Source organism: Streptomyces sp. DSM 42067 (assembly GCF_055792885.1).
This window is the reverse complement of the sequence record NZ_CM147706.1, coordinates 3,509,247-3,531,651: the sequence shown is the minus strand read 5'-3', so window position 1 is coordinate 3,531,651 and position 22,405 is coordinate 3,509,247. Positions and strand designations below refer to the sequence as shown.

The 22,405-nt window shown below is 70.7% G+C and carries 19 protein-coding genes and 1 pseudogene; 7 read left to right on the top strand and 13 right to left on the bottom strand.

All coding sequences use genetic code 11. The features are described from left to right. The first annotated feature begins 157 nt into the window (after positions 1-157). From ACSMXV_RS16320 to ACSMXV_RS16310, 3 genes are all read left to right on the top strand, one after another. The gene (locus tag ACSMXV_RS16320) at positions 158-3,922 is read left to right on the top strand and encodes an ABC transporter ATP-binding protein (RefSeq protein ID WP_473178327.1); all 3,765 of its coding nucleotides are present in this window, start codon (positions 158-160) and stop codon (positions 3,920-3,922) included. 245 nt (positions 3,923-4,167) lie between these two features. After that, complete coding sequence (locus ACSMXV_RS16315) at positions 4,168-4,530, top strand: hypothetical protein (RefSeq protein ID WP_473178326.1); 363 nt, start codon at positions 4,168-4,170, stop codon at positions 4,528-4,530. Positions 4,531-4,638: 108 nt separating this feature from the next. Further along, complete coding sequence (locus ACSMXV_RS16310) at positions 4,639-6,051, top strand: aminopeptidase (RefSeq protein WP_473178325.1); 1,413 nt, start codon at positions 4,639-4,641, stop codon at positions 6,049-6,051. Between the two features lie 94 nt (positions 6,052-6,145). Here the strand turns inward: ACSMXV_RS16310 and ACSMXV_RS16305 are convergent, their stop codons facing one another. The 3 genes from ACSMXV_RS16305 to ACSMXV_RS16295 all read right to left on the bottom strand — a co-directional run bounded on the left by ACSMXV_RS16305 (position 6,146) and on the right by ACSMXV_RS16295 (position 10,079). Then, a complete protein-coding gene (locus tag ACSMXV_RS16305; protein ID WP_473178324.1) occupies positions 6,146-6,781 on the bottom strand; it encodes a hypothetical protein in 636 nt (211 codons plus the stop codon). Positions 6,782-6,912: 131 nt separating this feature from the next. Next, positions 6,913-8,751, bottom strand: a complete 1,839-nt coding sequence (locus ACSMXV_RS16300) for a glycoside hydrolase family 3 protein (RefSeq protein ID WP_473178323.1) — start codon at positions 8,749-8,751, stop codon at positions 6,913-6,915. A gap of 410 nt (positions 8,752-9,161) precedes the next feature. After that, entirely contained in the window at positions 9,162-10,079 is a 918-nt protein-coding gene (locus ACSMXV_RS16295) for a LysR family transcriptional regulator (protein WP_473178322.1), read from the bottom strand. Between the two features lie 129 nt (positions 10,080-10,208). Between ACSMXV_RS16295 and ACSMXV_RS16290 the strand changes: the two genes are divergently transcribed. After that, complete coding sequence (locus ACSMXV_RS16290; RefSeq protein ID WP_473178321.1) at positions 10,209-11,123, top strand: EamA family transporter; 915 nt, start codon at positions 10,209-10,211, stop codon at positions 11,121-11,123. A gap of 43 nt (positions 11,124-11,166) precedes the next feature. Then, positions 11,167-11,382, top strand: a pseudogene (locus tag ACSMXV_RS16285) (GNAT family N-acetyltransferase); the annotation flags it as partial. Here the strand turns inward: ACSMXV_RS16285 and ACSMXV_RS16280 are convergent. Both ACSMXV_RS16280 and ACSMXV_RS16275 read right to left on the bottom strand, forming a co-directional pair. After that, the gene (locus ACSMXV_RS16280; RefSeq protein ID WP_473178320.1) at positions 11,301-11,558 is read right to left on the bottom strand and encodes a DUF397 domain-containing protein; all 258 of its coding nucleotides are present in this window, start codon (positions 11,556-11,558) and stop codon (positions 11,301-11,303) included. The pseudogene ACSMXV_RS16285 and the gene ACSMXV_RS16280 overlap by 82 nt on opposite strands. Further along, the gene (locus ACSMXV_RS16275; RefSeq protein ID WP_473178319.1) at positions 11,555-12,373 is read right to left on the bottom strand and encodes a helix-turn-helix domain-containing protein; all 819 of its coding nucleotides are present in this window, start codon (positions 12,371-12,373) and stop codon (positions 11,555-11,557) included. The genes ACSMXV_RS16280 and ACSMXV_RS16275 overlap by 4 nt, the downstream gene beginning before the upstream one ends. 121 nt (positions 12,374-12,494) lie before the next feature. On the opposite strand from ACSMXV_RS16275, the gene ACSMXV_RS16270 reads away from it, so the two are divergent. After that, on the top strand, positions 12,495-12,929 hold the full coding sequence (locus ACSMXV_RS16270) for an ATP-binding protein (protein ID WP_473178318.1): 435 nt from the start codon (positions 12,495-12,497) through the stop codon (positions 12,927-12,929). Between the two features lie 83 nt (positions 12,930-13,012). On the opposite strand, the gene ACSMXV_RS16265 is transcribed toward ACSMXV_RS16270, so the two are convergent. The 6 genes from ACSMXV_RS16265 to ACSMXV_RS16240 all read right to left on the bottom strand — a co-directional run bounded on the left by ACSMXV_RS16265 (position 13,013) and on the right by ACSMXV_RS16240 (position 18,972). Further along, positions 13,013-13,813 (bottom strand): sugar phosphate isomerase/epimerase family protein, encoded by an 801-nt coding sequence (locus ACSMXV_RS16265; protein WP_473178317.1) that lies wholly within the window; start codon positions 13,811-13,813, stop codon positions 13,013-13,015. Positions 13,814-13,916: 103 nt separating this feature from the next. After that, on the bottom strand, positions 13,917-14,849 hold the full coding sequence (locus tag ACSMXV_RS16260) for a bifunctional helix-turn-helix transcriptional regulator/GNAT family N-acetyltransferase (RefSeq protein WP_473178316.1): 933 nt from the start codon (positions 14,847-14,849) through the stop codon (positions 13,917-13,919). A gap of 194 nt (positions 14,850-15,043) precedes the next feature. Beyond that, positions 15,044-15,856, bottom strand: a complete 813-nt coding sequence (locus tag ACSMXV_RS16255; protein WP_473178315.1) for an amino acid ABC transporter permease — start codon at positions 15,854-15,856, stop codon at positions 15,044-15,046. Further along, a complete protein-coding gene (locus tag ACSMXV_RS16250) occupies positions 15,853-16,761 on the bottom strand; it encodes an ABC transporter substrate-binding protein (protein WP_473178314.1) in 909 nt (302 codons plus the stop codon). Before ACSMXV_RS16250 ends, ACSMXV_RS16255 begins: the two co-directional genes overlap by 4 nt. Before the next feature lie 277 nt (positions 16,762-17,038). Next, positions 17,039-18,148: an o-succinylbenzoate synthase gene (menC, locus tag ACSMXV_RS16245; RefSeq protein WP_473178313.1), complete on the bottom strand. Its 1,110-nt coding sequence runs from the start codon at positions 18,146-18,148 to the stop codon at positions 17,039-17,041. After that, on the bottom strand, positions 18,145-18,972 hold the full coding sequence (locus ACSMXV_RS16240) for a chorismate synthase (RefSeq protein WP_473178312.1): 828 nt from the start codon (positions 18,970-18,972) through the stop codon (positions 18,145-18,147). Before ACSMXV_RS16240 ends, menC begins: the two co-directional genes overlap by 4 nt. Positions 18,973-19,076: 104 nt before the next feature. On the opposite strand from ACSMXV_RS16240, the gene ACSMXV_RS16235 reads away from it, so the two are divergent. Then, the gene (locus ACSMXV_RS16235; protein ID WP_473178311.1) at positions 19,077-20,633 is read left to right on the top strand and encodes a PucR family transcriptional regulator; all 1,557 of its coding nucleotides are present in this window, start codon (positions 19,077-19,079) and stop codon (positions 20,631-20,633) included. Positions 20,634-20,654: 21 nt separating this feature from the next. Here ACSMXV_RS16235 and ACSMXV_RS16230 read toward each other — a convergent pair whose 3' ends face one another. Together ACSMXV_RS16230 and ACSMXV_RS16225 are read right to left on the bottom strand one after the other, a co-directional pair. After that, the gene (locus tag ACSMXV_RS16230; protein WP_473178310.1) at positions 20,655-21,221 is read right to left on the bottom strand and encodes a Uma2 family endonuclease; all 567 of its coding nucleotides are present in this window, start codon (positions 21,219-21,221) and stop codon (positions 20,655-20,657) included. A 41-nt stretch (positions 21,222-21,262) separates the two neighbouring features. Further along, positions 21,263-22,354, bottom strand: a complete 1,092-nt coding sequence (locus tag ACSMXV_RS16225; protein WP_473178309.1) for a LacI family DNA-binding transcriptional regulator — start codon at positions 22,352-22,354, stop codon at positions 21,263-21,265. Between the last annotated feature and the right edge of the window lie 51 nt (positions 22,355-22,405).

The window sequence follows — 22,405 nt, the reverse complement described above, 5'->3', positions numbered from 1 at the left end:
CGCCGCGCACTCGCACCGAGGCAGGCGTAGGACCACAGCCCGGGGCGGCCCAGGACTTTGGTCCCGATCCCGCGCCGGAATTGTTGCGGCGGGATGAAATCCGCAGTCAGACGCGTTGGGGCTTTCCGGCGGGACAGGACGAACGGGAGGCGCCGGCGTGGCAGCGGACAAGGGTGCGGTCGGGCAGGGGCAGGAGCCCGGCTGGGCGCGTCGGCTTGCCGGGTATGCGTGGCGGTACCCGAAGGACGTCGTGCTGGCGCTCGGCTCGTCGCTCGCCGGTATGGCCGTCCTGGCACTCGTACCGCTGATCATCAAGGTGATCATTGACGACGTCATCGAGGACAAGACGCGGTCCATGGGCGTCTGGGCCGGTGCGCTGGTCGGGGCCGCCGTCCTCGTCTACGTCCTCACCTACATCCGCCGCTACTACGGCGGCCGTCTTGCGCTCGACGTGCAGCACGACCTGCGTACCGAGATGTACGGGACGATCACCAGGCTCGACGGGCGGCGGCAGGACGAGCTCTCCACCGGGCAGGTCGTCGGGCGGGCCACCAGCGATCTCCAGCTCATCCAGAGCCTGCTCTTCATGCTGCCGATGACGATCGGCAACATCCTGCTCTTCCTGATCTCCCTGGGGATCATGGCGTGGCTGTCCCTGCCGCTCACCCTCGTCGCGCTCGCCGTCGCCCCCGCCCTCTGGTACATCGCCAGGCGCAGCCGCTCCCGGCTGCACCCCGCCACCTGGTACGCGCAGGCGCAGGCCGGGGCCGTCGCGGGCGTCGTCGACGGGGCCGTCTCCGGCGTGCGGGTCGTCAAGGGCTTCGGACAGGAGGACCAGGAGACCGGGAAGCTGCGCGAGGTGAGCCGGCGGCTGTTCGCGGGGCGTCTGCGCACCATCCGGCTCAACTCCAAGTACACCCCGGCCCTGCAGGCCGTCCCGGCCCTCGGGCAGGTCGCGATGCTGGCGCTCGGCGGCTGGCTGGCGGTGCGCGGCCAGATCACGCTCGGCACGTTCGTGGCCTTCTCCAGCTATCTCGCCCAGCTCGTCGGGCCCGTCCGCATGCTCGCCATGGTGCTCACCGTCGGCCAGCAGGCACGGGCGGGCGTGGAGCGCGTCCTCGAACTCATCGACACCGAGCCGAGCCTCGAGGACGGCACCAGGGAACTGCCCGCCGACGCACCCGCGACCGTCGAGTTCGACGACGTGTCCTTCGCGTACGCGGACGGCAAGCCCGTCCTCGACGGGTTGTCGTTCGAGATCAGGCCCGGCGAGACCGTCGCCGTCGTCGGCGCGTCCGGCTCCGGCAAGTCCACCGTCTCACTGCTGCTGCCGCGCTTCTACGACGTGACGCACGGCGCCGTCCTTGTCGGCGGCCGCGACGTACGCGAACTGACCCTCGACTCCCTGCGCGCCGCCATCGGCCTCGTACCGGAGGACAGCTTCCTGTTCTCCGACACGGTGCGCGCCAACATCGCGTACGGCCGTCCCGACGCGACCCAGGAGGAGATCGAGGCCGCCGCCCGCGCCGCCCAGGCCGACCGGTTCGTCTCCGAGCTCCCCGACGCCTACGACACGAAGGTGGGGGAGCAGGGGCTCACCCTCTCCGGCGGCCAGCGGCAGCGCATCGCGCTCGCCCGCGCCATCCTCACCGACCCGCGCCTCCTCGTCCTCGACGACGCCACCTCCGCGGTCGACGCGCGCGTGGAGCACGAGATCCACGAGGCGCTGGCGCACGTGATGGAGGGCCGGACCACCCTGCTCATCGCCCACCGCCGCTCAACCCTCGGCCTCGCCGACCGCATCGCCGTGCTCGACGGCGGCCGGCTCGCCGACATCGGCACGCACGAGGAGCTGCAGGAGCGCTCGGCCCTCTACCGGCGGCTGCTGACAGACCCGGACGAGCTGGGCGGCGTCTCGCCCGGCCACGCCCTGCCCGCGGAGCAGCCCGAGGACACGACGGTCCGGGATGAACTGGACGCGGAGTTCGACGCGGAACGCGGCATCACCCCCAGGCTGTGGACCGGCGACCGCGAGCCCCAGGACACCGCGCTGTCCGGTACACCCGCCACCCCCGAACTCCTCGCTCAGGTCGAGGCGCTGCCCCCGGCCACCGAAACCCCCGACATCGACGAGGCCCGCGCGGTCACCCCCGAGAAGTCGTACGGACTGCGCAGGCTGCTGCGCGGCTTCGGCAGGCCGCTGCTGTTCGCGCTGCTCCTGGTCGCCGTCGACGCGGGCATGGGTCTGCTGCTGCCGGTGCTGATCCGGCACGGCATCGACGAGGGCGTCACACGGATGGCGCTCGGCGCGGTGTGGGCGGCGGCCGGTCTCGGCCTCGTGACCGTGATCGTCCAGTGGGCGGCGCAGATCGGCGAGACGCGTATGACCGGACGCACCGGCGAACGCGTCCTGTACGCCCTCCGCCTGAAGATCTTCGCTCAGCTGCAGCGGCTCGGACTCGACTACTACGAGCGCGAGCTGACGGGCCGCATCATGACCCGCATGACCACGGACGTGGACGCGCTGTCCACGTTCCTGCAGACGGGCCTGGTCACCGCCTTCGTCTCCGTCGTCACCTTCTTCGGCATCATGGCCGCGCTCCTGGTGATCGACCTGGAGCTGGCGCTCGTCGTGTTCGCGACGCTGCCGCCGCTGATCGTCGGCACGTACTTCTTCCGCAGGCGGAGCGTGAAGGCGTACGAACTCGCGCGCGAGCGGGTTTCGGTGGTCAACGCCGACCTCCAGGAGACGGTGGCCGGGCTGCGGATCGTGCAGGCGTTCCAGCGCGAGCGGTCCGGCGGGCGGCGGTTCGCGGAACGCAGCGACAGCTACCGCCAGGCCCGGATCCGCGGCCAGTGGCTGATCTCCGTGTACTTCCCCTTCGTGCAGATGCTGTCGTCCGTCGCCGCGGCCGCAGTGCTGATCGTCGGCGCGGGGCGGGTCGACGCCGGCACCCTCACCACCGGCGCCCTGGTCGCGTATCTCCTCTACATCGACCTGTTCTTCGCGCCCGTGCAACAGCTCTCGCAGGTCTTCGACGGCTACCAGCAGGCGACCGTCTCACTCGGCCGCATCCAGGAGCTGCTGCAGGAGCCGACCTCCACGAAGGCCGCCGACGAGCCGCTCGAAGTGCTGTCGCTGCGCGGCGAGATCGCCTTTCAGGACGTGACCTTCGCCTACGGGGCCGCCGACGGAAACGGGGAGGCCGAAGACGCCCTCAGCGGCGTCACGCTGCACATCCCGGCCGGACAGACCGTCGCGTTCGTCGGCGAGACCGGCGCGGGCAAGTCGACGCTCGTCAAGCTCGTCGCGCGCTTCTACGACCCGACGGACGGCCGTGTGACGGTGGACGGCACCGACCTGCGCGCCCTCGATCTGACCAGCTACCGCCACCGGCTCGGAGTCGTCCCGCAGGAGGCGTACCTCTTCTCCGGCACCGTCCGCGACGCCATCGCCTACGGCCGCCCGGACGCCACGGACGCCGAGGTGGAGGCGGCGGGCCGCGCTGTCGGCGCGCACGACATGATCGCCACGCTCGACGGCGGCTATCTGCACGAGGTCTCCGAGCGCGGCCGCAATCTCTCCGCCGGACAGCGCCAGTTGATCGCGCTGGCCCGCGCCGAACTCGTCGACCCGGACATCCTGCTCCTCGACGAGGCGACGGCCTCCCTGGACCTGGCCACCGAGGCCCAGGTCAACCAGGCCACCGATCGCCTGGCAGGCAAGCGCACCACGCTCGTCGTCGCCCACCGGCTCACCACGGCCGCCCGCGCGGACCGCGTCGTGGTGATGGCCGACGGCCGGGTCGCCGAGGACGGTACCCACGACGAACTGCTCGCGCGGGGCGGGCGGTACGCGGAGTTGTGGCGGACCTTCATCGGGGAGCCGGAGAAGACCGTGGAGGTCGGTACGGCGACGTAAGGCCGCGTGGCTTCCGGTTCACCGCGTGGCCTCCGATTCGCCGCCTGGTGTCCGGTTCGCCGCGTGTCTTCCGGTTCGCCGCGTCCTCCGGCTCGCCATCTGGCCTCCGGCGCGTCCGTACGGCGGAGTGAATGCAACCACGGGCCCCGCTCGGCGCGTCCGTTCACCAGTACGGTGGTGCGGATGTGACGAGAGGGGCTGCAGTGGACAGTGGTGGCATAAGCCGGGGTTTCCGGCGCCGCAGCATGCTCGGTACGGCCGTACTGACGACGGCGGCGCTGCTGCTCCTCGCGGGCCCGGGCAGCGGCACCGCCGAAGCCGCCTCCTTCTGTCCTGGCCGCAAGGTCCGCACTCTCCCGTTCTCCACCGGTGAGGTACGCGTCTACAAGAGCCGCGGCTACGTCTGCGCCGTGACCTTCGCCGAGCGGTCCGGTACGCGCACGTCGATGTCCGTCAGCGTGCAGGCGCGCGGCAGCCGCCCGGTGCGGGACAAAGGGCGCTACATCCATCACGCGGGCCCGGTCACTGTTCATGCCGGCCACCGTTGCGTATGGATCAAGGGCGCAGTCGGCTCGGGCTCGGTGAGCTCGGGCTGGATCCTCTGCTGAGGCCTTCGCGATCCCTCTTTCTCCCCACTGTTCACAACCTCCCCTGGTGTAAGGGCAGTTGCTCCGCTAAGTTCCGGCGCACATCTGTGTTCCACCAGGGGAGGGTGCATGCGCAAGGCAGTCAGATGGCTGCTGTCGCTCGTGGTGCTGATCGGCACCCTGAGCACGGCCGGTGCGGCCACCGCCGCAGAACCGGCGGCCGCCGACACCGACATCAAGGACCGGCTTCTCGCCGTTCCCGGCATAAGCCTGATAGAGGAGAAGCCGTACGCCGGCTACCGCTACTTCGTCCTCGACTACACCCAGCCGGTCGACCACCGGCATCCGTCCAAGGGCACCTTCGAGCAGCGCATCACGGTGCTCCACAAGGACACCAGCCGCCCGACCGTCTTCTCGACCTCCGGCTACCACGTCTCGACCACGCCCAGCCGTTCCGAGCCGACACGCATCGTCGACGGCAACCAGGTGTCGATGGAGTACCGCTTCTTCACGCCGTCCCGTCCCGACCCGGCCGACTGGTCCACGCTCGACATCTGGCAGGCCGCGAGCGACCAGCACCGCATCTTCAAGGCGCTGAAGCCGATCTACGGTCAGAAGTGGCTGGCCACCGGCGGCTCGAAGGGCGGCATGACCGCCACGTACTACGAGCGGTTCTATCCGCGCGACATGGACGGCGTCGTCGCGTACGTCGCGCCCAACGACGTGGTGAACAAGGAGGACTCGGCATACGACGAGTTCTTCGAGACGGTCGGCACCGAGGAGTGCCGCGACAAGCTCAACGCGGTGCAGCGCGAGGCGCTCGTCCGGCGTGAGCCGCTGGAGGAGAAGTACGCCGCGTACGCCGAGGAGAACGGCTTCACGTTCACGACCGTCGGCTCCCTCGACAAGGCGTACGAGGCCGTCGTCCTCGACCTGGTGTGGGGCTTCTGGCAGTACCACCTCGAGGCCGAGTGCACCGACGTGCCGGACGCGTCGACCGCGACGGACCAGGAGCTCTTCGACTACGTCGACGCCATCTCAGGCTGGTCGTTCTACACCGACCAGGGCCTCGAGCCGTACACGCCGTACTACTACCAGGCGGGCACCCAGCTCGGCGCGCCCACGATCCAGCAGCCCTGGCTGGGGGACCTCTCCCGCTACGGGTACCAGCCGCCGCGGAACTTCGTTCCGCGGTCCATTCCGATGACGTTCCAGCCGTGGGTGATGCGGGACGTGGACAGCTGGGTGCGGCACAACGCACAGCGGATGCTGTACGTGTACGGGGAGAACGACCCGTGGGGTGCCGAGCCCTTCCGGCTCGGGGAGGGGGCGCGTGACTCGTACGTCTTCACGGCGCCGGGTGCCAACCACGGGGCGCGGGTCGCGGGGCTGAGCGAGGCCGATCGCGACGTTGCGACGTCGCGGATCCTTGCGTGGGCGGGGGTTCCGGCCGCGACGGCGGCCGAGGCGAAGCCGCTGGCCGCGTACGACGCGAAGCTGGACCGGCAGCAGCTCCGGCGAGAGCCGGCACTGCGGCCGTAGGCCGCCCGGTTTGTGGGCAGTCGTTCCGCTGGGGGCACCTCCCAGGCCCTTAAGGCACTGGGGGAGGAACGACTGCCCACAGCGCAGCGGTGCGTCAGACGCGCTTCGCGCAGCCCACCGGCTTGGGCCCGCCCAGGTCGACGTAGAGGGACGTCGACGGTGGGCACTTGGGGCGGGATGTGACCGCCTTCGTCACCCGGTATTCGGGTGCCTCCTCGCCCTTGCCGTCGCACGACGTCTCCCGTACCTCCCCGCGCCCCGCCGAGTACACGCAGTCGCCCACGATCGTCCGCGGCCCGCCCCCGCCCCCGGGATCCCCGGGATGCGGCGCCTCGAGGTTGCGCATGCAGGCGTACCCCTGCGGCACGCTCCCGTCGCCGTCCTCGTCCAGTGCCGGACTGTTCTCGCTGATGTGCAGCACGAAGTCCGTGCGCTCGGGGCAGGACGGCCCCTCCGACACACTGCCGTCGTAGCGCGCGACGACCCGCGCCGCCGCCTTCTCGCTGGTGCAGGACACCTCGGTGAACGTCTCACGCCCCCGCGAGCTGCACTCGTCGAGGGCGAGGAACACCGCGCCGTATCCCGACGGCCGGGTCGGCGACGGTTGTCCGCCGAGCCTGCCGTCCTCCGAACCCGTCCCCGAAGACGGGGACTTCTGACATCCCGTGAGCGCCGCTGCGGCGATCAGCAGCGACGCGCACACCACCCCCGCGGTCCGCGCGTTGTGCATGCCCAACCCCCCATAGATCCACCAAGCGTGACCTGCCGGAACGGGCACACGCCAGATGTACAGGGGATTTGCGTCTCTTGGGGGTGGCGCGCCGGGTGTCCGGCGTACGTCGCGTACGCCGGACTGCGCAGCTAGTACGTCAACCCGTAGCCGATCGGATACAGCACCTGCGCCGGGTCGTCCGCCCGCTGCACGGGGACCGGCAGCCTGCCCTCAGGCCGTGCGTGGCCCGCGATCACCCGTACCGCGGCGCGCAGTTCCACGTCCGTCCAGGAGTACGAGGCGAGGTACGCGCCGACGCCGGGCAGCCGCGCCACGTCGTACGGATTGCGGATCGCCACCGCGACGACCGGCACGCCTGTCGCGACCAGCGCGTCGACGAGGGTGCGCTGCGAGCTGGCGGCCGAGACGTTGTACGTGCCGACGACCACCGCGTCCTTGCCCCCGGCCGCCGCCACCGCCTCGTCGATCTTCGCCTGCGAGGGTGCCGTACCGGTGGAGAGTGCGGTGGCGGAGAACCCCAGCTCGGTGAGCGCGCCCGCCAACACGGCCGTGGGCGGGCCGGTCGTGCCGGAAGGAGAGGCCGGATCCGCGCCCACGACCAGCACGTTCTTGTGCGTGAGGCGCGACAGTGGCAGCAGGCCCTGCTCGTTGACGAGCAGCGTCGTCGTCTCCTCGGCGATCTGGTCCGCGGCCGCGAGATGCGCCTCGGTGCCCACGGTCCGGTCGACGCCCTCATGGGAGACGTACGGATCCTTGAAGAGACCCAGCTTCGCCTTGAGCCGGAGGATGCGAAGGATCGACTCGTCGAGCCGTGCCTCCGTCAGCTCCCCGCTCTTGACGGCGTTCAGGACCGCGTTCCAGGCGATGTCGAGGCTGGGCGGGTTCAGCAGCTGGTCGACGCCCGCCTTGAGGGCGAGGACGGGGACGCGGTCGTCGCCGTACTTCTGGCGTACGCCCGCCATGCCGAGCGAGTCCGTCACCACGACACCGTCGTAGCCGAGCTGTTCGCGCAGGATGCCCGTGAGGATGGGGCGGGAGAGCGTGGCCGGGTCGCCGGACGGGTCGAGCGCCGGGACCATGATGTGCGCGGTCATGATCGAGTCGATGCCGGCCGCTATCGCCGCCCGGAACGGCGGTGCGTCCAGCTGCCCCCACTGCTCCGTGGTGTGCTCGATGACCGGGAAGCCGTAGTGGCTGTCGGTCGCGGTGTCGCCGTGCCCCGGGAAGTGCTTGGACGTCGCGGCGATGTCGGAGGTCTGGTAGCCCTTGACCTGCGCGGCGACCAGTCCGGCCACGGCTTCCGGGTCGGCGCCGAAGGAGCGTACGCCGATGACCGGGTTGGCCGGGTTGACGTTCACGTCGGCGACCGGCGCGTAGTTCTGCCGGATGCCCATCGCCCGCAGTTCGGCGCCGGCGATCTGTGCGGCCCGGCGTGCGTCGGACCGCGATCCCCCCGCGCCGAGCGCCATCGCGCCCGGGAGCAGCGTCGCGGGCTTGCCCACGCGCGCGACTATGCCGTGCTCCTGGTCGGTGGAGATGAGCAGGGGCAGGCCGCCCGGGAGTGAGAGCCCCGCCTGCTGGATGCCGTTGGACAGATCCGCGATCTGGTGCGGATCACGGGTGTTGTGGGCCCAGGCGAAGTAGATGATGCCGCCCACGCGGTACTCGGCGACGAGCTCGGCGGCCGTCCTGACCCCGATCTCCTTGAGGTTGGCGTCGATGTCGGCCTGGTCGGGTTCGGTAGCGGAGTGGCCGTACACCCGCATCACGAAGAGCTGGCCGACCTTCTCCTCGAGGCTCATTCGGGATATGAGGGCCTTGAGCCTCTCGTCCTGGCCGCTTCCGGCGTTTGCGTCGGCGTTTGCGTCGGCGTGCGCTGTGCCGGCGCCCGCGGCAACGGCGGCAGCCGCGCCCGCGGTGGCGGCGAGGAGAGTGCGTCTGGAGGTTCCGGAGTGTCTGTACTGCACGTGCGCTCCTTCCGGAGGAGATCCCGGGGATCCATGGAGGGGCGTGGTGAAGAAGGCGATGAAGGAAACTTCCGAGACGCCACGGATATCCTGACAATTTCTTACAGTCAAGAGTGCGCGCGATCTCCCGGGCAGCACTGCACAGGTGTACAACTGCACTTGTGCGAATGCGCCGACGAGGCGGGGAGTGCCCGAGATGAGGGGCCGTCACCGGCGCAGTTGGAGGGGGGCGCGCCGGTGACGGCGTGCTGCCGGCCGCAGGCGGTGGAGAGGGTGGTCAGCGATCGCAGCCAGCAGCGAGGCCGACACCGCCCTGCGGAGACTCATCCGTCAGCATGCCGTTTGGACGCGCTCGCGTGGGCACAGGTTCCCCGTATCACGGAGATTCCGCGAAGTTGGTGCGCCGGCGCTCACAGGGGCGCGTGTGCAGAGACTTTCGGCCAGTGGGCCTGCAGGGCGCGGACCGTCTCAGCGATCGCGGGCCGCCGGACGGCCCCGGTCCGCCACAGCGCGTACAACCGCCGTACGGGCATGGGGTCGAGCCGTACCTCGACGACACCGTCGGGCAGCGGACCACGCCCCAGCCGGGGCAGCAAGGCAATGCCCAGCCCGGCCGCGACGAGCGCGACCAGCGTCGGATTCTCGTCCGCCTGGTGCGCGATGTCCGGCTCGCAGCCGGCCGCGCGCAGCGTGCGCACCAGCCAGTCGTGACAGACCCGCCCCGGTGGCTGGCAGACCCACCGCTCCCGCTTCAGGTCCTCACGGCGTACGGAATTCCGCCCCGCGACCGGATGCCCTGCGGGTACGAGGAGATCGCACAGGTCCTCGCCGATGAAGGCCTGTTCGACCCCCGGTGGGGCCGGCAGGGGTGCGATGTCCCAGTCGTGTGCGACGGCCACGTCGACGGCGCCCTTGGCCACCAGGTCGACGGAGAGATGCGGGTCGACCTCGGTCAGCCGGGCGTCCAGCGCCGGATGGCGTACGGCCAGGTCGGCCAGTACGCCGGGGAGGAGACCGCGTGCGGCCGAGGCGAACGCGGCCACGGTCAGCCGTCCGGCGGGCAGTCCGCGCCGCTCCTCGAGCTCGGTCTCGGCCCGCTCGACGATCGCCAGCAACTCCTGTGCAACCTGGGCGAGTTGGCGTGCCTCATCGGTGAGCCGGACCCCGCGGCCATGTCGTTCGAGCAGTACCGTCCGGGTCTCCCGCTCCAGCTTCGCCAGCTGCTGCGACACGGCGGACGGGGTGTAGCCGAGGGCGGCCGCGGCCGCGCCGACGGTGCCGTGGACGGAGACGGCGTGCAGGGCGCGCAGCCGCTGGAGATCGAGCATGGAGCCCCCTCGCGTCGGCTTAGGTCGGCATGCGCCTGAGTGATGCTTCACTCACGTAAGCGATGCTTCATCCAACCATGAAGAGACTTGCGCTGGTGCTTCACGGTCGTGGCCGACGATGCTCACTGCATGCGCCCCGTACACATCTGCCTCGCCGTCCTTGTCGCCGCCGTCTGGGGCGTGAACTTCACCGTCATCGAGGTCGGCCTCGACCACTTCCCGCCGCTGCTGTTCTCGGCCCTGCGCTTCCTGGTGGCGGCGCTGCCCGCGGTCTTCTTCGTGGGGCGGCCCAAGGTCGCCTGGAAGTGGATCGTGGCCGTCGGACTCGTCCTGGGCGTGGCGAAGTTCGGGCTGCTCTTCGTCGGTATGGACGCGGGCATGCCGGCCGGCCTGTCGTCGCTCGTCCTCCAGATCCAGGCCGTGTTCACGGCGCTGTTCGCCATGGTGGCGCTGGGGGAGCGGCCAGGCCGGGTCCGTGTGGTGGGCATGGCGGTGGCCCTCGGCGGTGTCGCGGTCGCCGCGGTGGACGAGGGCACGTCCGGGCCGCTCCTCGCCTTCGCGCTGGTCATCGCGGCCGCCGCCTGCTGGGGCGTCTCCAATGTCCTGACCCGCAAGGCGTCCCCGCCGGACCCGCTCAACTTCATGGTCTGGGTCAGCACCGTCCCGGTCCTGCCGCTGCTCCTGCTGTCCCTGCTCACCGAGGGCCCGTCCGCGGACCTCGCCGCGCTGCGCTCCCTCGACTGGCAGGGCGCGGGCGTCATCGTCTACGTCGCCTGGATCACCACGGTCTTCGGCTTCGGCGCCTGGGGCTGGCTGCTGCACCGCCACCCCGCGTCCACGGTCGCGCCCTTCTCGCTTCTCGTCCCCGTCTTCGGGATGTCGTCGGCGGCGCTGTTCCTGGGCGAGCCGGTGAGCCCGTTGCGGTGGTGCGCTGCGGCGCTGCTGGTGGGAGGGGTGGCGCTGACGTCGGTTACGCCCGGGCGACGGGCGGTCGTCCATCCCGTGGATATCCCGGCGCGCGAGGCCACCGTCGGCCGATCATGAGGGCATGCCCGTAGTCGACATCCCCGGTTCCAAGTCCATCACCGCCCGCGCTCTTCCTGGCCGCGTGGGCGCGCGCTTCGAGGGCGTACTGAGGAACTGGTCCCGCTCCTGGGCGCCGGGTGAGGAAGGTCGGCTGCGTGACTCCGCGATCTACTCGATCACAGCGGCGGAGTGGCCTCAGTGCCGGGTGCGGCTGGAGGAACGGGTGGCAGGGTGCGTGAGGAAGGCAGCCCAGGCTTCGGGGGAGACGGCGAGGTAGGGCCGATCCGGGGCCTTGGAGTCACGGATGTGGACGGCGGTGGTGGTGGCCACCTCTACGCATTCGCCGCCGCCCGAGTCGCTGTAGCTGCTCTTGAACCAGTCGAAGGCCGCTTCGACACAGTCGCCGCCGCCAGAGTCGCTGTAGCTGCTCTTGAACCAGACCAGATCGCTCATAGCTCACCCGCCAACTGCTCGATCAGTTCTACGGATTCCTCCGGCCGGAGGGCCTGGCTTCTGATCATTGCATAGCGGCGGGCGAGTACACCTACCTCTGCGGGTTTGGAGACCAGCAGGCTCTTGCCGAGGGCTTCCGTGTACACGAGCGTGGTTTGCTCGGGCGTCTCGACGAGCTTCATTGGGCCGCGTAGCCCGGCATGTGCACCTCGGTCTGCTGCCATAACTTGGACGACCAGGTTGGGCCGTTGCGAGCACTCAATGAGGTACTCGTACTGACTGCGCATCACCTCAACCCCACCGATCCGTCGCCGCAGTGCGGCCTCTTCGAGGATGACATTGATGACGCAGACCGGTTTCCGCTCGATCAGTGCCTTGCGCTCCATTCGCGCAAGTGTCAGTTGCTCGATTTCTGCTTCATCAAGGGGCGGGAAGTCGCAGCTCAGCAGCGCGCGGGCGTACGACTCGGCCTGCAGTAACCCTTCGATCAGCTGGCTGCAGTACGACGACACACTCAATGCCTCCTGCTCCAACTGCACGAACCCTTGGAAGTACTCCGGATACCGCTCCAACCGCAGGTACTTGGCCGCCGCCGCGACCAACCCCCCGGCATCCAGCGCCTTCTCCGCCGCCTCGATGAACTCGTCCGTCGCGGGCTTGGCGCAGGTCTCCACGGCGCTCACCGCCGCACCCGTGTAGTTCATGCGCTCACCCAGCTCGTTCTGCGACAGCCCCGCCTTCGTGCGCAGCATGCGCAGCACTTCCGCGAAGTACTGCGCGGCGGGTGAGGACGAGTTCTTCTTGGCCTGCCCCATGCACAGCCACCCCCTCAACACGGCTCAACGCCAATCAACGCCCACGCAAGGTGAATTGCCCGCATCGGGCGTCGACGCTCGGTCACTGGTGACGGTAGCGACGTGGGCCGACAGTGTTCTTATGAACACGGAAAGTGATGGAGCGAGCCCCGCCTCGCGCGCCTGGCGGCAGCGATTCGCGCCGGTGCCGAGGTCCGTGCCCGCAGCCCGCCGCGACGTGCGGGCCGCGCTGGCGCAGTGGTCCGTACCCGCCGACGCATCCGACATGATCGCGCTGATCGTCTCGGAGCTGTCCGCGAACGCGGTGCGCCACGGCCGCGTGCCGGGCCGGCTCTTCGAGGTGGTCCTCGCCTACGACGGGGAGAAGTCGGTGGAGATCGAGGTCTCTGACGCCTCGCGCCGCCGCCCGGTCCTGCCCGTGCTGCCCGGGTCGCCGCCCGCCCTCGACTCGGAGTCGGGCCGTGGTCTCCCTCTCGTGGCGGCGCTGTCCGACGCGTGGGAGGTCCGGGACCGCGGAGTCGGTAAGACGCTGTGGGTGCGTGTGCTCACAGCGTAGGGGCACCGCACCTGCTCGCCGGAATGTGACAGTCGCCGGTCAACTGTCACATTCCGGCGGCCAGGTGACATGCCCGCCGAGGGTCAGGCCGACTCGTTGAGCAACCGTGCCAGGTGTTCCCGGCCCGGCCTCAGCAGGCCGGGCAGCGGCGCAGCCGCCTCGTACCAGCGCTTCTCGTACTCCCAGCACAGCCAGCCGTCCCAGCCGTTCCGCATGAGGACCTCCACGCACTCGGTGAGCGGCAGAACGCCCGCACCGAGCGCCAGCGGTGTCTTGTCCTCGGCGGACGCGATGTCCTTGACCTGGACGTAGCCGAGATACGGCGACAGCGCGGCGTACGTCTCGGAGGGCTGCTCACCGCCGAGCCAGGTGTGCATCACGTCCCACAGGGCGCCCAGGCGGCGGTGGCCCACCTGGCCGAGGACGCGGGTGGCGGCGGCGCCCGTGCGGTGCGAGTCGTGGGTCTCCAGGAGGATGCGTACGCCCAGGTCGCCGGCGTACTCCACGGCGGTGCCCAGGCGGCGGGCGGCCGTCGCGTCCGCCTCCTCGGCGCTCTGCTTGGTGCCGCCGCCGGGGAAGACGCGGATGAAGGGCGCGCCGAGGTCCCGGGCGAGTTCCAGCAGCCCGCGGATCTCCGCGAGCACCGGCTCGTCCGCGCCGGGGGCCGCCACGCGCGCGTACCCCGCGATTCCCAGAATCTGGATGCCGGCCGACTTGAACTCGGCGGCGACGTCGGCCCGCTCGGTGAGGCCGATGCCCGGGTGGACCGGCTCCTCCTCGTGGGCGCGCAGTTCGACGCCGTGATAGCCGTGCTCGGCGGCGAGCCGCACCACGTCGGCGATGGGGAGCCCCGGCACGCCGAGGGTGGAGAAGGCCAGTTTCACCGCTGTTTCACCTCGCTGGGGCGGGCCGGGCGTGCGCGTCGACGGGCATGCCCGGCCGGAGTCCGTGAGCCGGGAAGGGCGGGCCCGGTGCGGACCCTACCCGTCACCCGGCGTCCTCGTGCAGATCCAGCCGCCAGTCCTGTCCGACCAGATCGGCCCCGAACGAACGGTGCGGCTTCTCCGCGACAAGGACGAAGCCGTGCCGCTCGTAGATCCTGCGAGCCGAGGCCAGGACGTCGTTCGTCCACAGCACCAGGTCCCGGTAGCCCACGCGCCGCGCGAAGTCGACGCACGCGCGCACCAGCCGGTCGCCGATGCCGAGGCCGCGCACGTCCGGTTCGACGAGCAGCAGCCGCAGCCGCGCCGTGGCGGGCGCCGCATCGCGTACGCACATCACACAGCCCACCGGGCGCCCGTCGAGCTCGGCGATCCACACCCGCTCCAGATGCGGGTCGTGGTCCTCGGCGAAGTCGGCGACGATACGGGCCACCAGGCCCTCGTAGTCGGTGTTCCAGCCGTACTCGGCGGCGTACAGAGCGGCGTTGCGCTGCACCATCCAGCCCAGATCGCCTGGGCCGGGCTCGCGCAGCACGACGTCCTCGGACCCGGGCGGGCGGCCGCCGGACAGCAACTCGCGGACCGTACGCATCGCTTCGGCGAGTGTCGGCCGCTCGGCGGCCGGCACGGTCGCAAGCAGGGAGGCCACGGCCTGGCTCGAACGCTCGTCGAGCAGCGCGGCGGTCTCGCGCCCGGGCACGGTCAGCGTGACCTGCCGCCGTCGCGTGTCCCGCTCCGACGGCGCCCGCTCGATCAGCCCCTCCTTCTCGAACTTCGCGAGGATCCGGCTCAGGTACCCGGCGTCGAGGGAGAGCTCGGCTCGCAGATCGGCGGCGTCGGTACGCGGCGAGTGCGCGAGTTCGTACAGCACGCGCGACTCGGTCAGGGTGTACGGCGCGTACAGGTGGCGGCCGTAGTCCAGCGCGCCGATGAGGTTCGTGTAGAAGCGGTTGAACGAGCGGATCTCGTGCACGGTCATGGGACACCTGCCCTGGGAGGCACCGATGGCCGGTCCGCCGTCGTCCCGGACGGCACGGCCCGGACGGAGAACAGTTGACTGAGTCAGAGATTAAGGCGCTCGTGCTGCGGCGTCCACGCCGACTCGGACGCGTCAGAGCATCTTGTCCCCGCGACTCGGAGGCCTCAGAGCACCTCGCGCGCGGACGACCGGTGTCATCGCTGGACCCCCTTGGAGTAGCGCCGCTCCAGGTAGCGCTGGAGCACCGTGGCGACGGTGGTCAGCACCACGTACCAGATGGAGACCGTGAGCAGCAGCTCGACGATCATCAGGTTGTTGGAGTAGATCTTCACGGCGGACTGGAGCAGTTCGCCGTACTGGATCGCGTACGCCAGTGAGCTGGTCTTGAGCATGCCGACGAACTCGTTGCCGGTCGGCGGCACGATGACGCGCATGGCCTGCGGCAGTACGACCCGGCGCAGGGTGAGCCCCCGGGACATGCCGAGGGCCTGCGCCGCCTCGGTCTGGCCCTTGTCGACCGAGTCGATGCCGGCCCGGACGATCTCGGCCATGTAGGCGCCCTCGTTGATGCCGAGGCCGAGCAGGGCCGCGACGAACGGAGTGATCAGCTGGTTGGTCTGCCAGCTGCCCAGGCCCGGGAGCGTCACGGTGTCGATGACCAGCGAGAGGTTGTACCAGAGCAGCAGCTGGACGATGACGGGCGTGCCGCGGAACAGCCAGACGTAGCCGGCCGAGAACGCGCGTACCTCGGCGTGCCGGGACCGCCCGAGGATCGCGAAGACCACGCCCAGCGCGATGCCGAGGGCCTGGGCGAGCACACTGATGACGATGGTGTTGCCCAGGCCGCTCAGCACGGTGTCGGCGGTGAGGAAGTGGAGGGTGACCGAGTAGTCGATGTCCGCGCCCGCGAACGCCCACACCGCCAGCGCGAGGAAGGCGACCAGCGCGACCAGGAACACCAACCGTCCGTAGTGGCGGACCGGGACCGCCCTGATCGGCTCGCTCATGTGCCTGAGTTGATCTTCGCCTCGGTGACCGCGCCCGCGGGGATCTCCCACTTGCCGATCAGCTTCTTGTACGTGCCGTCGTCGATGATCGCGTCGAGCGCCTTCTGGATGACATCGCGCAGCTCGGTGTCCTGCTTGGCGACCGCGATACCGAGCGGCCCGGCCTCGATCTGGTCGCCGGCCACCTCGAAGTCCGCGCCGTCGCCGGACGTACGGGCGTTGTAGCTGGCGACCGGGTAGTCCTCGAGACCGGCCACCGCGCGTCCCTGCTTGACCTGGAGCAGCGCCTCGGTCTCGCGGTCGAAGGAGAGGATCTCGATCTCCTTCTCGCCGTCCTTCTTGCAGGCCTTGCTCTGCTCCTCGGCGTATCCCTCCTGGGTGGTGGCGCGCTGCACCGCGATGGTCTTGCCGCACAGGTCGGCCAGCGTCTTCAGGTTCTCGGGGTTGCCCTTCTTGACCAGGAGCATCGCACCGGCGGTGTAGTAGTCGACGAAGTCGACGCTGGCCTGGCGCTCCTTGGTGTCCGACATCCCGGATATCACCACGTCGATCCGCTGGGACTTCAGCGAGGTGATCAGACCGTCGAAGGAGGCGTTCTTGAACTCGAAGGGGACGCCGAGCTGCTTGCTCAGGGCGTCGGTGAGCTCCTTGTCGAAGCCGAGGACGGTGGTCCCGTCGGTGTCGTAGTACTCCATCGGCGCGTAACTGATGTCCGAGCCGACCACGATCTTGCCGGCCTTGCGCTGCTGCTGCGGCAGTTCGTCATAGAGCGGGGCGGAGGAGTTCGCGGTGGTCTTGGCGGTGGGTTCACCGGAGTCGGCGGAGCCGCCGCAGGCGGTGGCCGATGCGGCGACGACCGCGGCCGTCAGGGTCGTGATGAGGAGCTTTCCGGGCTGGGAAGTCATGTCCTCTTCTCTTCTTTTCAGGCGTTCGGGGCGTGTCTGAGGGCGTGAGGAGGGACGCGCCGGGCGACGTTGCCGCGGCGCAGGCCGTTTCTCGGGGATGGGGCTGGGGGCGTACGGCCGTGGGGCTGGGGGCGTACAGACCGTGGAGCTGGGGGCGTACAGACCGTGGAGCTGGGAGCCTTCAGGCCATGGGGCATGGGGCGTTCAGGCCGTGGTGCGGGCGGCTTTCAGGCGCTGTGGTGCGGGGCGGCCTTCAGGCCGTGGGGACAGGCGGCTTTCAGGTTGTGAGCAGATCGCGCCGGGCGACGGTGACGCGGCGCAGGGCGTCCGGCAGCACGGTGGCGCCGGTTCCGGGTCCGTCGGGGACGGTCAGATGGCCGTCGTCCAGGACGAACGGGGCGGTGAGATCCTCCGCGTAGTAGCGCGAAGAGGCCGAGGTGTCGCCGGGCAGGACGAAGCCGGGGAGCGCGGCGAGCGCGAGGTTGGCCGAGCGGCCGACGCCGGTCTCCAGCATTCCGCCGCACCAGACCGGCACGCCGTGGGCGTCGGCGAGATCGTGGATGCGGCGGGCTTCCAGATAGCCGCCGACCCGCGCGGGCTTGATGTTGATCACGCGGCAGGCGCCGAGCGCGAGCGCGGCGGCGGCGCCCCGGGCCGAGGTGATCGACTCGTCCAGGCAGATGGGGGTGCGGACGACCTTGGCCAGTTCGGCGTGGCCCATCAAGTCGTCCTCGGCCAGCGGCTGTTCGATCAGTACGAGGCCGAACTCGTCCAGGCGGCGCAGATGTTCGGCGTCGCTGAGCGAGTAGGCGGTGTTCGCGTCCACCTGGAGCAGCAGGTCGTCGCCGAACTCGGCGCGTACCGCGCGGACGGCCTCCACGTCCCAGCGCGGCTCGATCTTCAGCTTGATCCGCAGATAGCCCTCGGCGAGATAGCCCTCGACGGCGCGCAGCAGCTCGGGAATCGTGTCCATGATCCCGACGGATACGCCCGCGGGCACTCGGTCCTTCACAGCACCGAGGTACGTGCCGAACGACATGCCGTACGAGCGCAGTTCGGCGTCGAGGATCGCGGTCTCCAGCACGGCCTTGGCCAGCGGATGGCCCTTGATCTCCTCGACGGCCGGCCCGACCTGCGCGGCGGTGACCTCGCGCAGCGCCATCACCCGCGGGATGAGGTGGTCGCGCAGCGCCAGTTCGGCACTGGCCGCGAACTCCGGGCAGTACAGCGGATCCGGGTCGCCCGCGAACTCCGCCCAGCCCTCGCCGGTGTCGGTGACGACGCGCAGCAGGAAGGTGTCCCGGACTGTGTCGGTGCCGAAGGAGGTACGGAACGCGCCGACCAGCGGCAGACGGACGTGGATCAGTTCGATGCGGTCGATCTTCACGGGGTGTCCTCGCGGTCGGAGCGGGTCAGGTGGTACCAGCCGTCGCGGGTCATCGATGTGGCGGTGAAGCCGTCGGCCAGCGCGTCCGCGAGCACGTCGCGTACCGCCGTGCGCCAGGCCAGGGCCAGTTCGGGCCGCTGCAGGCGGATCGCCGTGATGTCCTCGGGGACCCGGCACCACAGGGAGCGGCCGTCGCGGGCGGTGAACGGCTGCCCGTCCGGGCCGGGCAGAGGATCGGGCTCCGGCCGGGTGGGCGCCTCGGCGCTGCCGACGGTGTCCAGCCGCCAGACGGCGGTCAGCCGGTCGGTCTCGTCTCCCGCGTTGAAGCCGTCGTCCATCGGGCCGTAGAAGTCCACGGTGTACTCGCCGGCCACCGCACCCAGCTTGACCAGGTTGAACCAGGCGTTGCGGCGGACCAGCGGGTCGAACGTCCAGGTGATCGTCCGCGCGCCCTGCTCCAGCGCCCAGGCGCGCTGGGCCAGCTTGAGTGCGTATCCCACGCCCTGGCTGAGGCGGGTGGCGCCGGCGATCAGGCTGTAGAGGTCTGCTCTCCGCGGAGGGCCGAACACGGCGGCACTGGCGCCGAGCAGGCCGGTCGGCCCGAAGGCGGCGTGCACCGCGCCGCCCGCATGGGCCAGGGAGCGCAACACGTCACCGGCGAACGGCTCGTGTCCGGGATCGGTGCCCCATACCTCGGCGAACAGGCCGGACACGGCCAGCAGCCGCTCGGGGGCCTCGATGGTCTCGATCCGGACACCCGCAGCCCCGGCGGCGGCTTCGGCCTGCCGGGTCGCGGAATCGAATGACGGGGTGGTGGTGAACACCCTCCAAGCCTTGGGGACGCACCCGCCGTCCCGCTTCGGCTGATCTCCCAAGATCACATCACGCGGACTAGGAGATCGGCCAAATTCGATCTAGCATCCCGGCCATGCCCTCGTCCCTGCGGCACCTGTGCGATGCGCTGGGCCCGTCGCCCGTCCGGCTGGTGACCGCCCCGCGCGGCGCGGAGGGCCGGGTCTCCGGAACTCTGGTGTACGAACCGCGCAGCCCGCTGCCGCGCCGGGACGACGCCCTGCTGCTCGCGGTCGGCGTCCCGCCCTCCGGGGCTCCGCGGCTGGTCGACGCCGCCGCGGCGGCCGGGCTCGCCGGGATCGTCGTCAAGCAGTACGGGGAGCCGGTCGCCGACCTCGCGCTGGCCGCCGAGAAGGCCGAGGTGGCCCTGCTGACCGCCGACGACGATCTGGCCTGGCAGCAGCTCGACGCCCTGGTCACCTCGGCGCTGGCCGCCGTCGCGGGCACCGGCCAGGGCACCGCAGGGCCGGACATCGGCGACCTCTTCTCGCTGGCCAACGCCATCGCCGCGGCCGTCGGCGGAGCCACCGCGATCGAGGACCCGTACCAGCGGATCCTCGCCTACTCCACCCTGCGCGGTCAGGAGATCGACGAGGAGCGCCGCCAGGGCATCCTCGGTCTGCACGTCCCGTACGCGCCCATCAACGTGCCCCAGTACCGCGAACTCTCCCGCGCCACCGGGGTCCTGCGGTTCGCCGCCAGCCCCGGAGGTCTCGCCCGGATCGCCGTGGCGGTCCGCGCGGGCAGCGAACTGCTCGGCTCCATCTGGGTCGTCGACGCGCACGACGACCTCGGCGATGACGCCCTGCGGACGCTCGACGACGCCGCCCGTATCGCCGCCCTCCATCTGCTGCGCGCCCGTACGTCCCACGACCTGGTCCGCCGGCAGCGCGGCGACCTGCTGCGCCGCCTCCTGGACGACCCGGCCAGCGCCCCTCTGGTCGGTCCGCAGCTCGGACTGCCGGTCGACGCCCCGGCCGTGGTGGCCGCCTTCCACCTCACCGCGGCCGGCCCCGACGACGCGCTCACCGCCCGGGCCGCGCTCCAGCTCACCGACCTGGTCAGCCTGCACTGCGAGGCCCACTACAGCCACCACGGCTGCGCCCTCATCGACGGCACCGTCTACGCGCTGCTGCCCGCCGACGCCCACCGCGACTTCGTGGCCGACGTCGCAGGCCGCGCCCACCGCGCGCTGCACCTGCCTGTCCGCGCCGCCCTCGGCTCGGTGGCGCCCTCGCTGCGCGCCGCCCCTGCCTCCCGCCGCGACGCCGACACGGTGCTGCGCACCCTCGGCCCCGCCGACACCGCAGTGGCCGCCATCGATGACGTCCGCCCCACGGTCACCCTCGCCGAACTGGCTGAGCAGGCGCATCTGATACCCCGCCTCGCCGAGGGCGCCGGCCCCGCCATCCGCGCCCACGACGCCGCCCACCGCACCGCCTACGCCGAGACCCTGCTCGCGTACTTCGCCGCCGACAGCGACATCTCGACCGCGGCCCGCAGCCTCAACATCCATCCCAACACGTGCCGCTACCGCCTCTCCCGAGCCGAGTCTCTGTTCCACCTCAAGCTCTCGGATCCGGACACCCGGTTGGTGCTCTGGCTGCAGTTGCGGTTGGCGGAAGGCTCCTAAGGAGGAGATGGCAGACAGCGTTCAGCCGGCCTTGGGGAAGCCGCCGGTGTTGATGGTGATGTGGCGGCCGTCGGTGAGCGGCAGGACGAGATCCTGGCCGAACGGCACCTCGGCCTCGTCCTCGTAGGTGCCGATCCTGGTGGGGCGGCTGTGGACGGTGCACATGCCCTGCGAGGGGTCGATGATGACGTAAACGGGGATGCCGCACTCCGCGTACATGTGGAACTTCTTGGCGAAGTCGTTGTCCCGGCTGCTTTTCGAGACGACCTCGAGAACCGCCTCCAGATTGTGCCACTCGAAGCGGCCGCAGCAGTTGCGCTCGGAGCCGGGGGCGATGATCGCGAGGTCGGGTGCGTATCCGTACTCGCTGGACGGGAAGTCGATCGCGACATCGGACAGGATGTCGCCGTGCTCAGCGAGCTGCCGCTCGATCTGGGGAGCGGCTGCCAGTACGACCTTCCACCGGTCTTCGCTGTGCGGCGTCATGATGATCTTTCCCGCCGTGATCTCGACACGGTATCCGCGGGGAAGATCGACGCTGTCCAGCACCCTCCAGGCACTGGGCGCGTTCATGACTACGCCTGCCATAACGACCTCCGCTTCCGGCATGCTTCAGCGATAGCGAGTTGTCATCGCCCCGGCGCCGCCGTAGACCCCCGAACCATCAGTTCCCCCTGCACCGTCGCGATCCCGCCAGGCGGCGCACTCTCCCGCCCCATCGCGATCCTCCCCGCCCGCGCCCCCGCCGCGACCAGCGGCAACCGCACCGTCGTCAGTGCCGGCACCGCGTCGATGGCGAACGGCAGGTCGTCGAAACCCGCCACCGACACGTCGTCGGGGATGCGAAGGCCCTCGTCGCGCAGGGCGGCGCAGGCGCCCAGGGCGACGGTGTCGTTCGCGGCCACGATGGCGGTCAACGAGCGGTCGCGGCGCAGGAGTTCGCGCGTCGCGTCGTACCCGGAGCGGCGGTCGTACGGCCCGTGCACGGTGAGCTTGGGGTCGTCCTCGACGTCGTGCTCGGCCAGCGCCGCCCGGTGGCCCTCCAGCCGGTGCCGGGTGGTGGTGCGCTCCTCGGGTCCCGCGATGTAGGCGATACGGCGGTGCCCGAGCCCGAGCAGATGCTCGGTGAGCCGCTGCCCGCCGCCGCGGTTGTCGAAGGTGAGGGCGACCGCGTCGGTACCGGGGACGGGCGGCCGGCCGCAGAGCACCACGCGCGTGCCCGCATCCGCCAGTCTGCGCAGCTTCGCGGCCACGGCGGCGACGTGCCCGGCGTCCTCGAGCGCGCCGCCCGTGAGGACAACGGCGGCCGCGCGCTGCCGCTGCAGCAGGGTGAGATACGTGATCTCGCGCTCCGGCAGACCCCCCGTGTTGCACACGACGGCCAGCCGCTCACCGCCCGCCCGACCTCCCCCGAGGACCTCCGAAGAGCCCCGGTCCGGGGCGGATCCCCATGCCTGCCCGCCGATCTCCGACTGGACCGCGCCCGCCATGATCCCGAAGAACGGGTCGGCGATGTCGTTGACGAGGATGCCGACCAGGTCGGACGTGGCCGCGGCCAGTGCGCTCGCGGGACCGTTCAGGACATAGTCCAGCTCGTCGACCGCACGCAGCACCCGCTCCCGCGTCTTCGCGGCGACCGGGTAGTTGCCGTTGAGCACGCGGGAGACGGTGGCGGGGGAGACCTGCGCGCGCGCCGCCACGTCCGCCAGGGTCACAGTCATCTGGTCGTCCTCCGGTACTTGTCCGAGCCCCTGAGCACTGGTCCGCCTCCA

Coding starts and splice junctions, on each gene's coding strand:
- ACSMXV_RS16315 (WP_473178326.1), top strand. CDS start 4,168: ATGCTCGGTACGGCCGTACTGACGACGGCGGCGCTGCTGCTCCTCGCG.
- ACSMXV_RS16310 (WP_473178325.1), top strand. CDS start 4,639: ATGCGCAAGGCAGTCAGATGGCTGCTGTCGCTCGTGGTGCTGATCGGC.
- ACSMXV_RS16305 (WP_473178324.1), bottom strand. CDS start 6,781: ATGCACAACGCGCGGACCGCGGGGGTGGTGTGCGCGTCGCTGCTGATC.
- ACSMXV_RS16295 (WP_473178322.1), bottom strand. CDS start 10,079: ATGCTCGATCTCCAGCGGCTGCGCGCCCTGCACGCCGTCTCCGTCCAC.
- ACSMXV_RS16290 (WP_473178321.1), top strand. CDS start 10,209: ATGCGCCCCGTACACATCTGCCTCGCCGTCCTTGTCGCCGCCGTCTGG.
- ACSMXV_RS16280 (WP_473178320.1), bottom strand. CDS start 11,558: ATGAGCGATCTGGTCTGGTTCAAGAGCAGCTACAGCGACTCTGGCGGC.
- ACSMXV_RS16275 (WP_473178319.1), bottom strand. CDS start 12,373: ATGGGGCAGGCCAAGAAGAACTCGTCCTCACCCGCCGCGCAGTACTTC.
- ACSMXV_RS16270 (WP_473178318.1), top strand. CDS start 12,495: ATGAACACGGAAAGTGATGGAGCGAGCCCCGCCTCGCGCGCCTGGCGG.
- ACSMXV_RS16260 (WP_473178316.1), bottom strand. CDS start 14,849: ATGACCGTGCACGAGATCCGCTCGTTCAACCGCTTCTACACGAACCTC.
- ACSMXV_RS16255 (WP_473178315.1), bottom strand. CDS start 15,856: ATGAGCGAGCCGATCAGGGCGGTCCCGGTCCGCCACTACGGACGGTTG.
- ACSMXV_RS16250 (WP_473178314.1), bottom strand. CDS start 16,761: ATGACTTCCCAGCCCGGAAAGCTCCTCATCACGACCCTGACGGCCGCG.
- ACSMXV_RS16235 (WP_473178311.1), top strand. CDS start 19,077: ATGCCCTCGTCCCTGCGGCACCTGTGCGATGCGCTGGGCCCGTCGCCC.
- ACSMXV_RS16230 (WP_473178310.1), bottom strand. CDS start 21,221: ATGGCAGGCGTAGTCATGAACGCGCCCAGTGCCTGGAGGGTGCTGGAC.
- ACSMXV_RS16225 (WP_473178309.1), bottom strand. CDS start 22,354: ATGACTGTGACCCTGGCGGACGTGGCGGCGCGCGCGCAGGTCTCCCCC.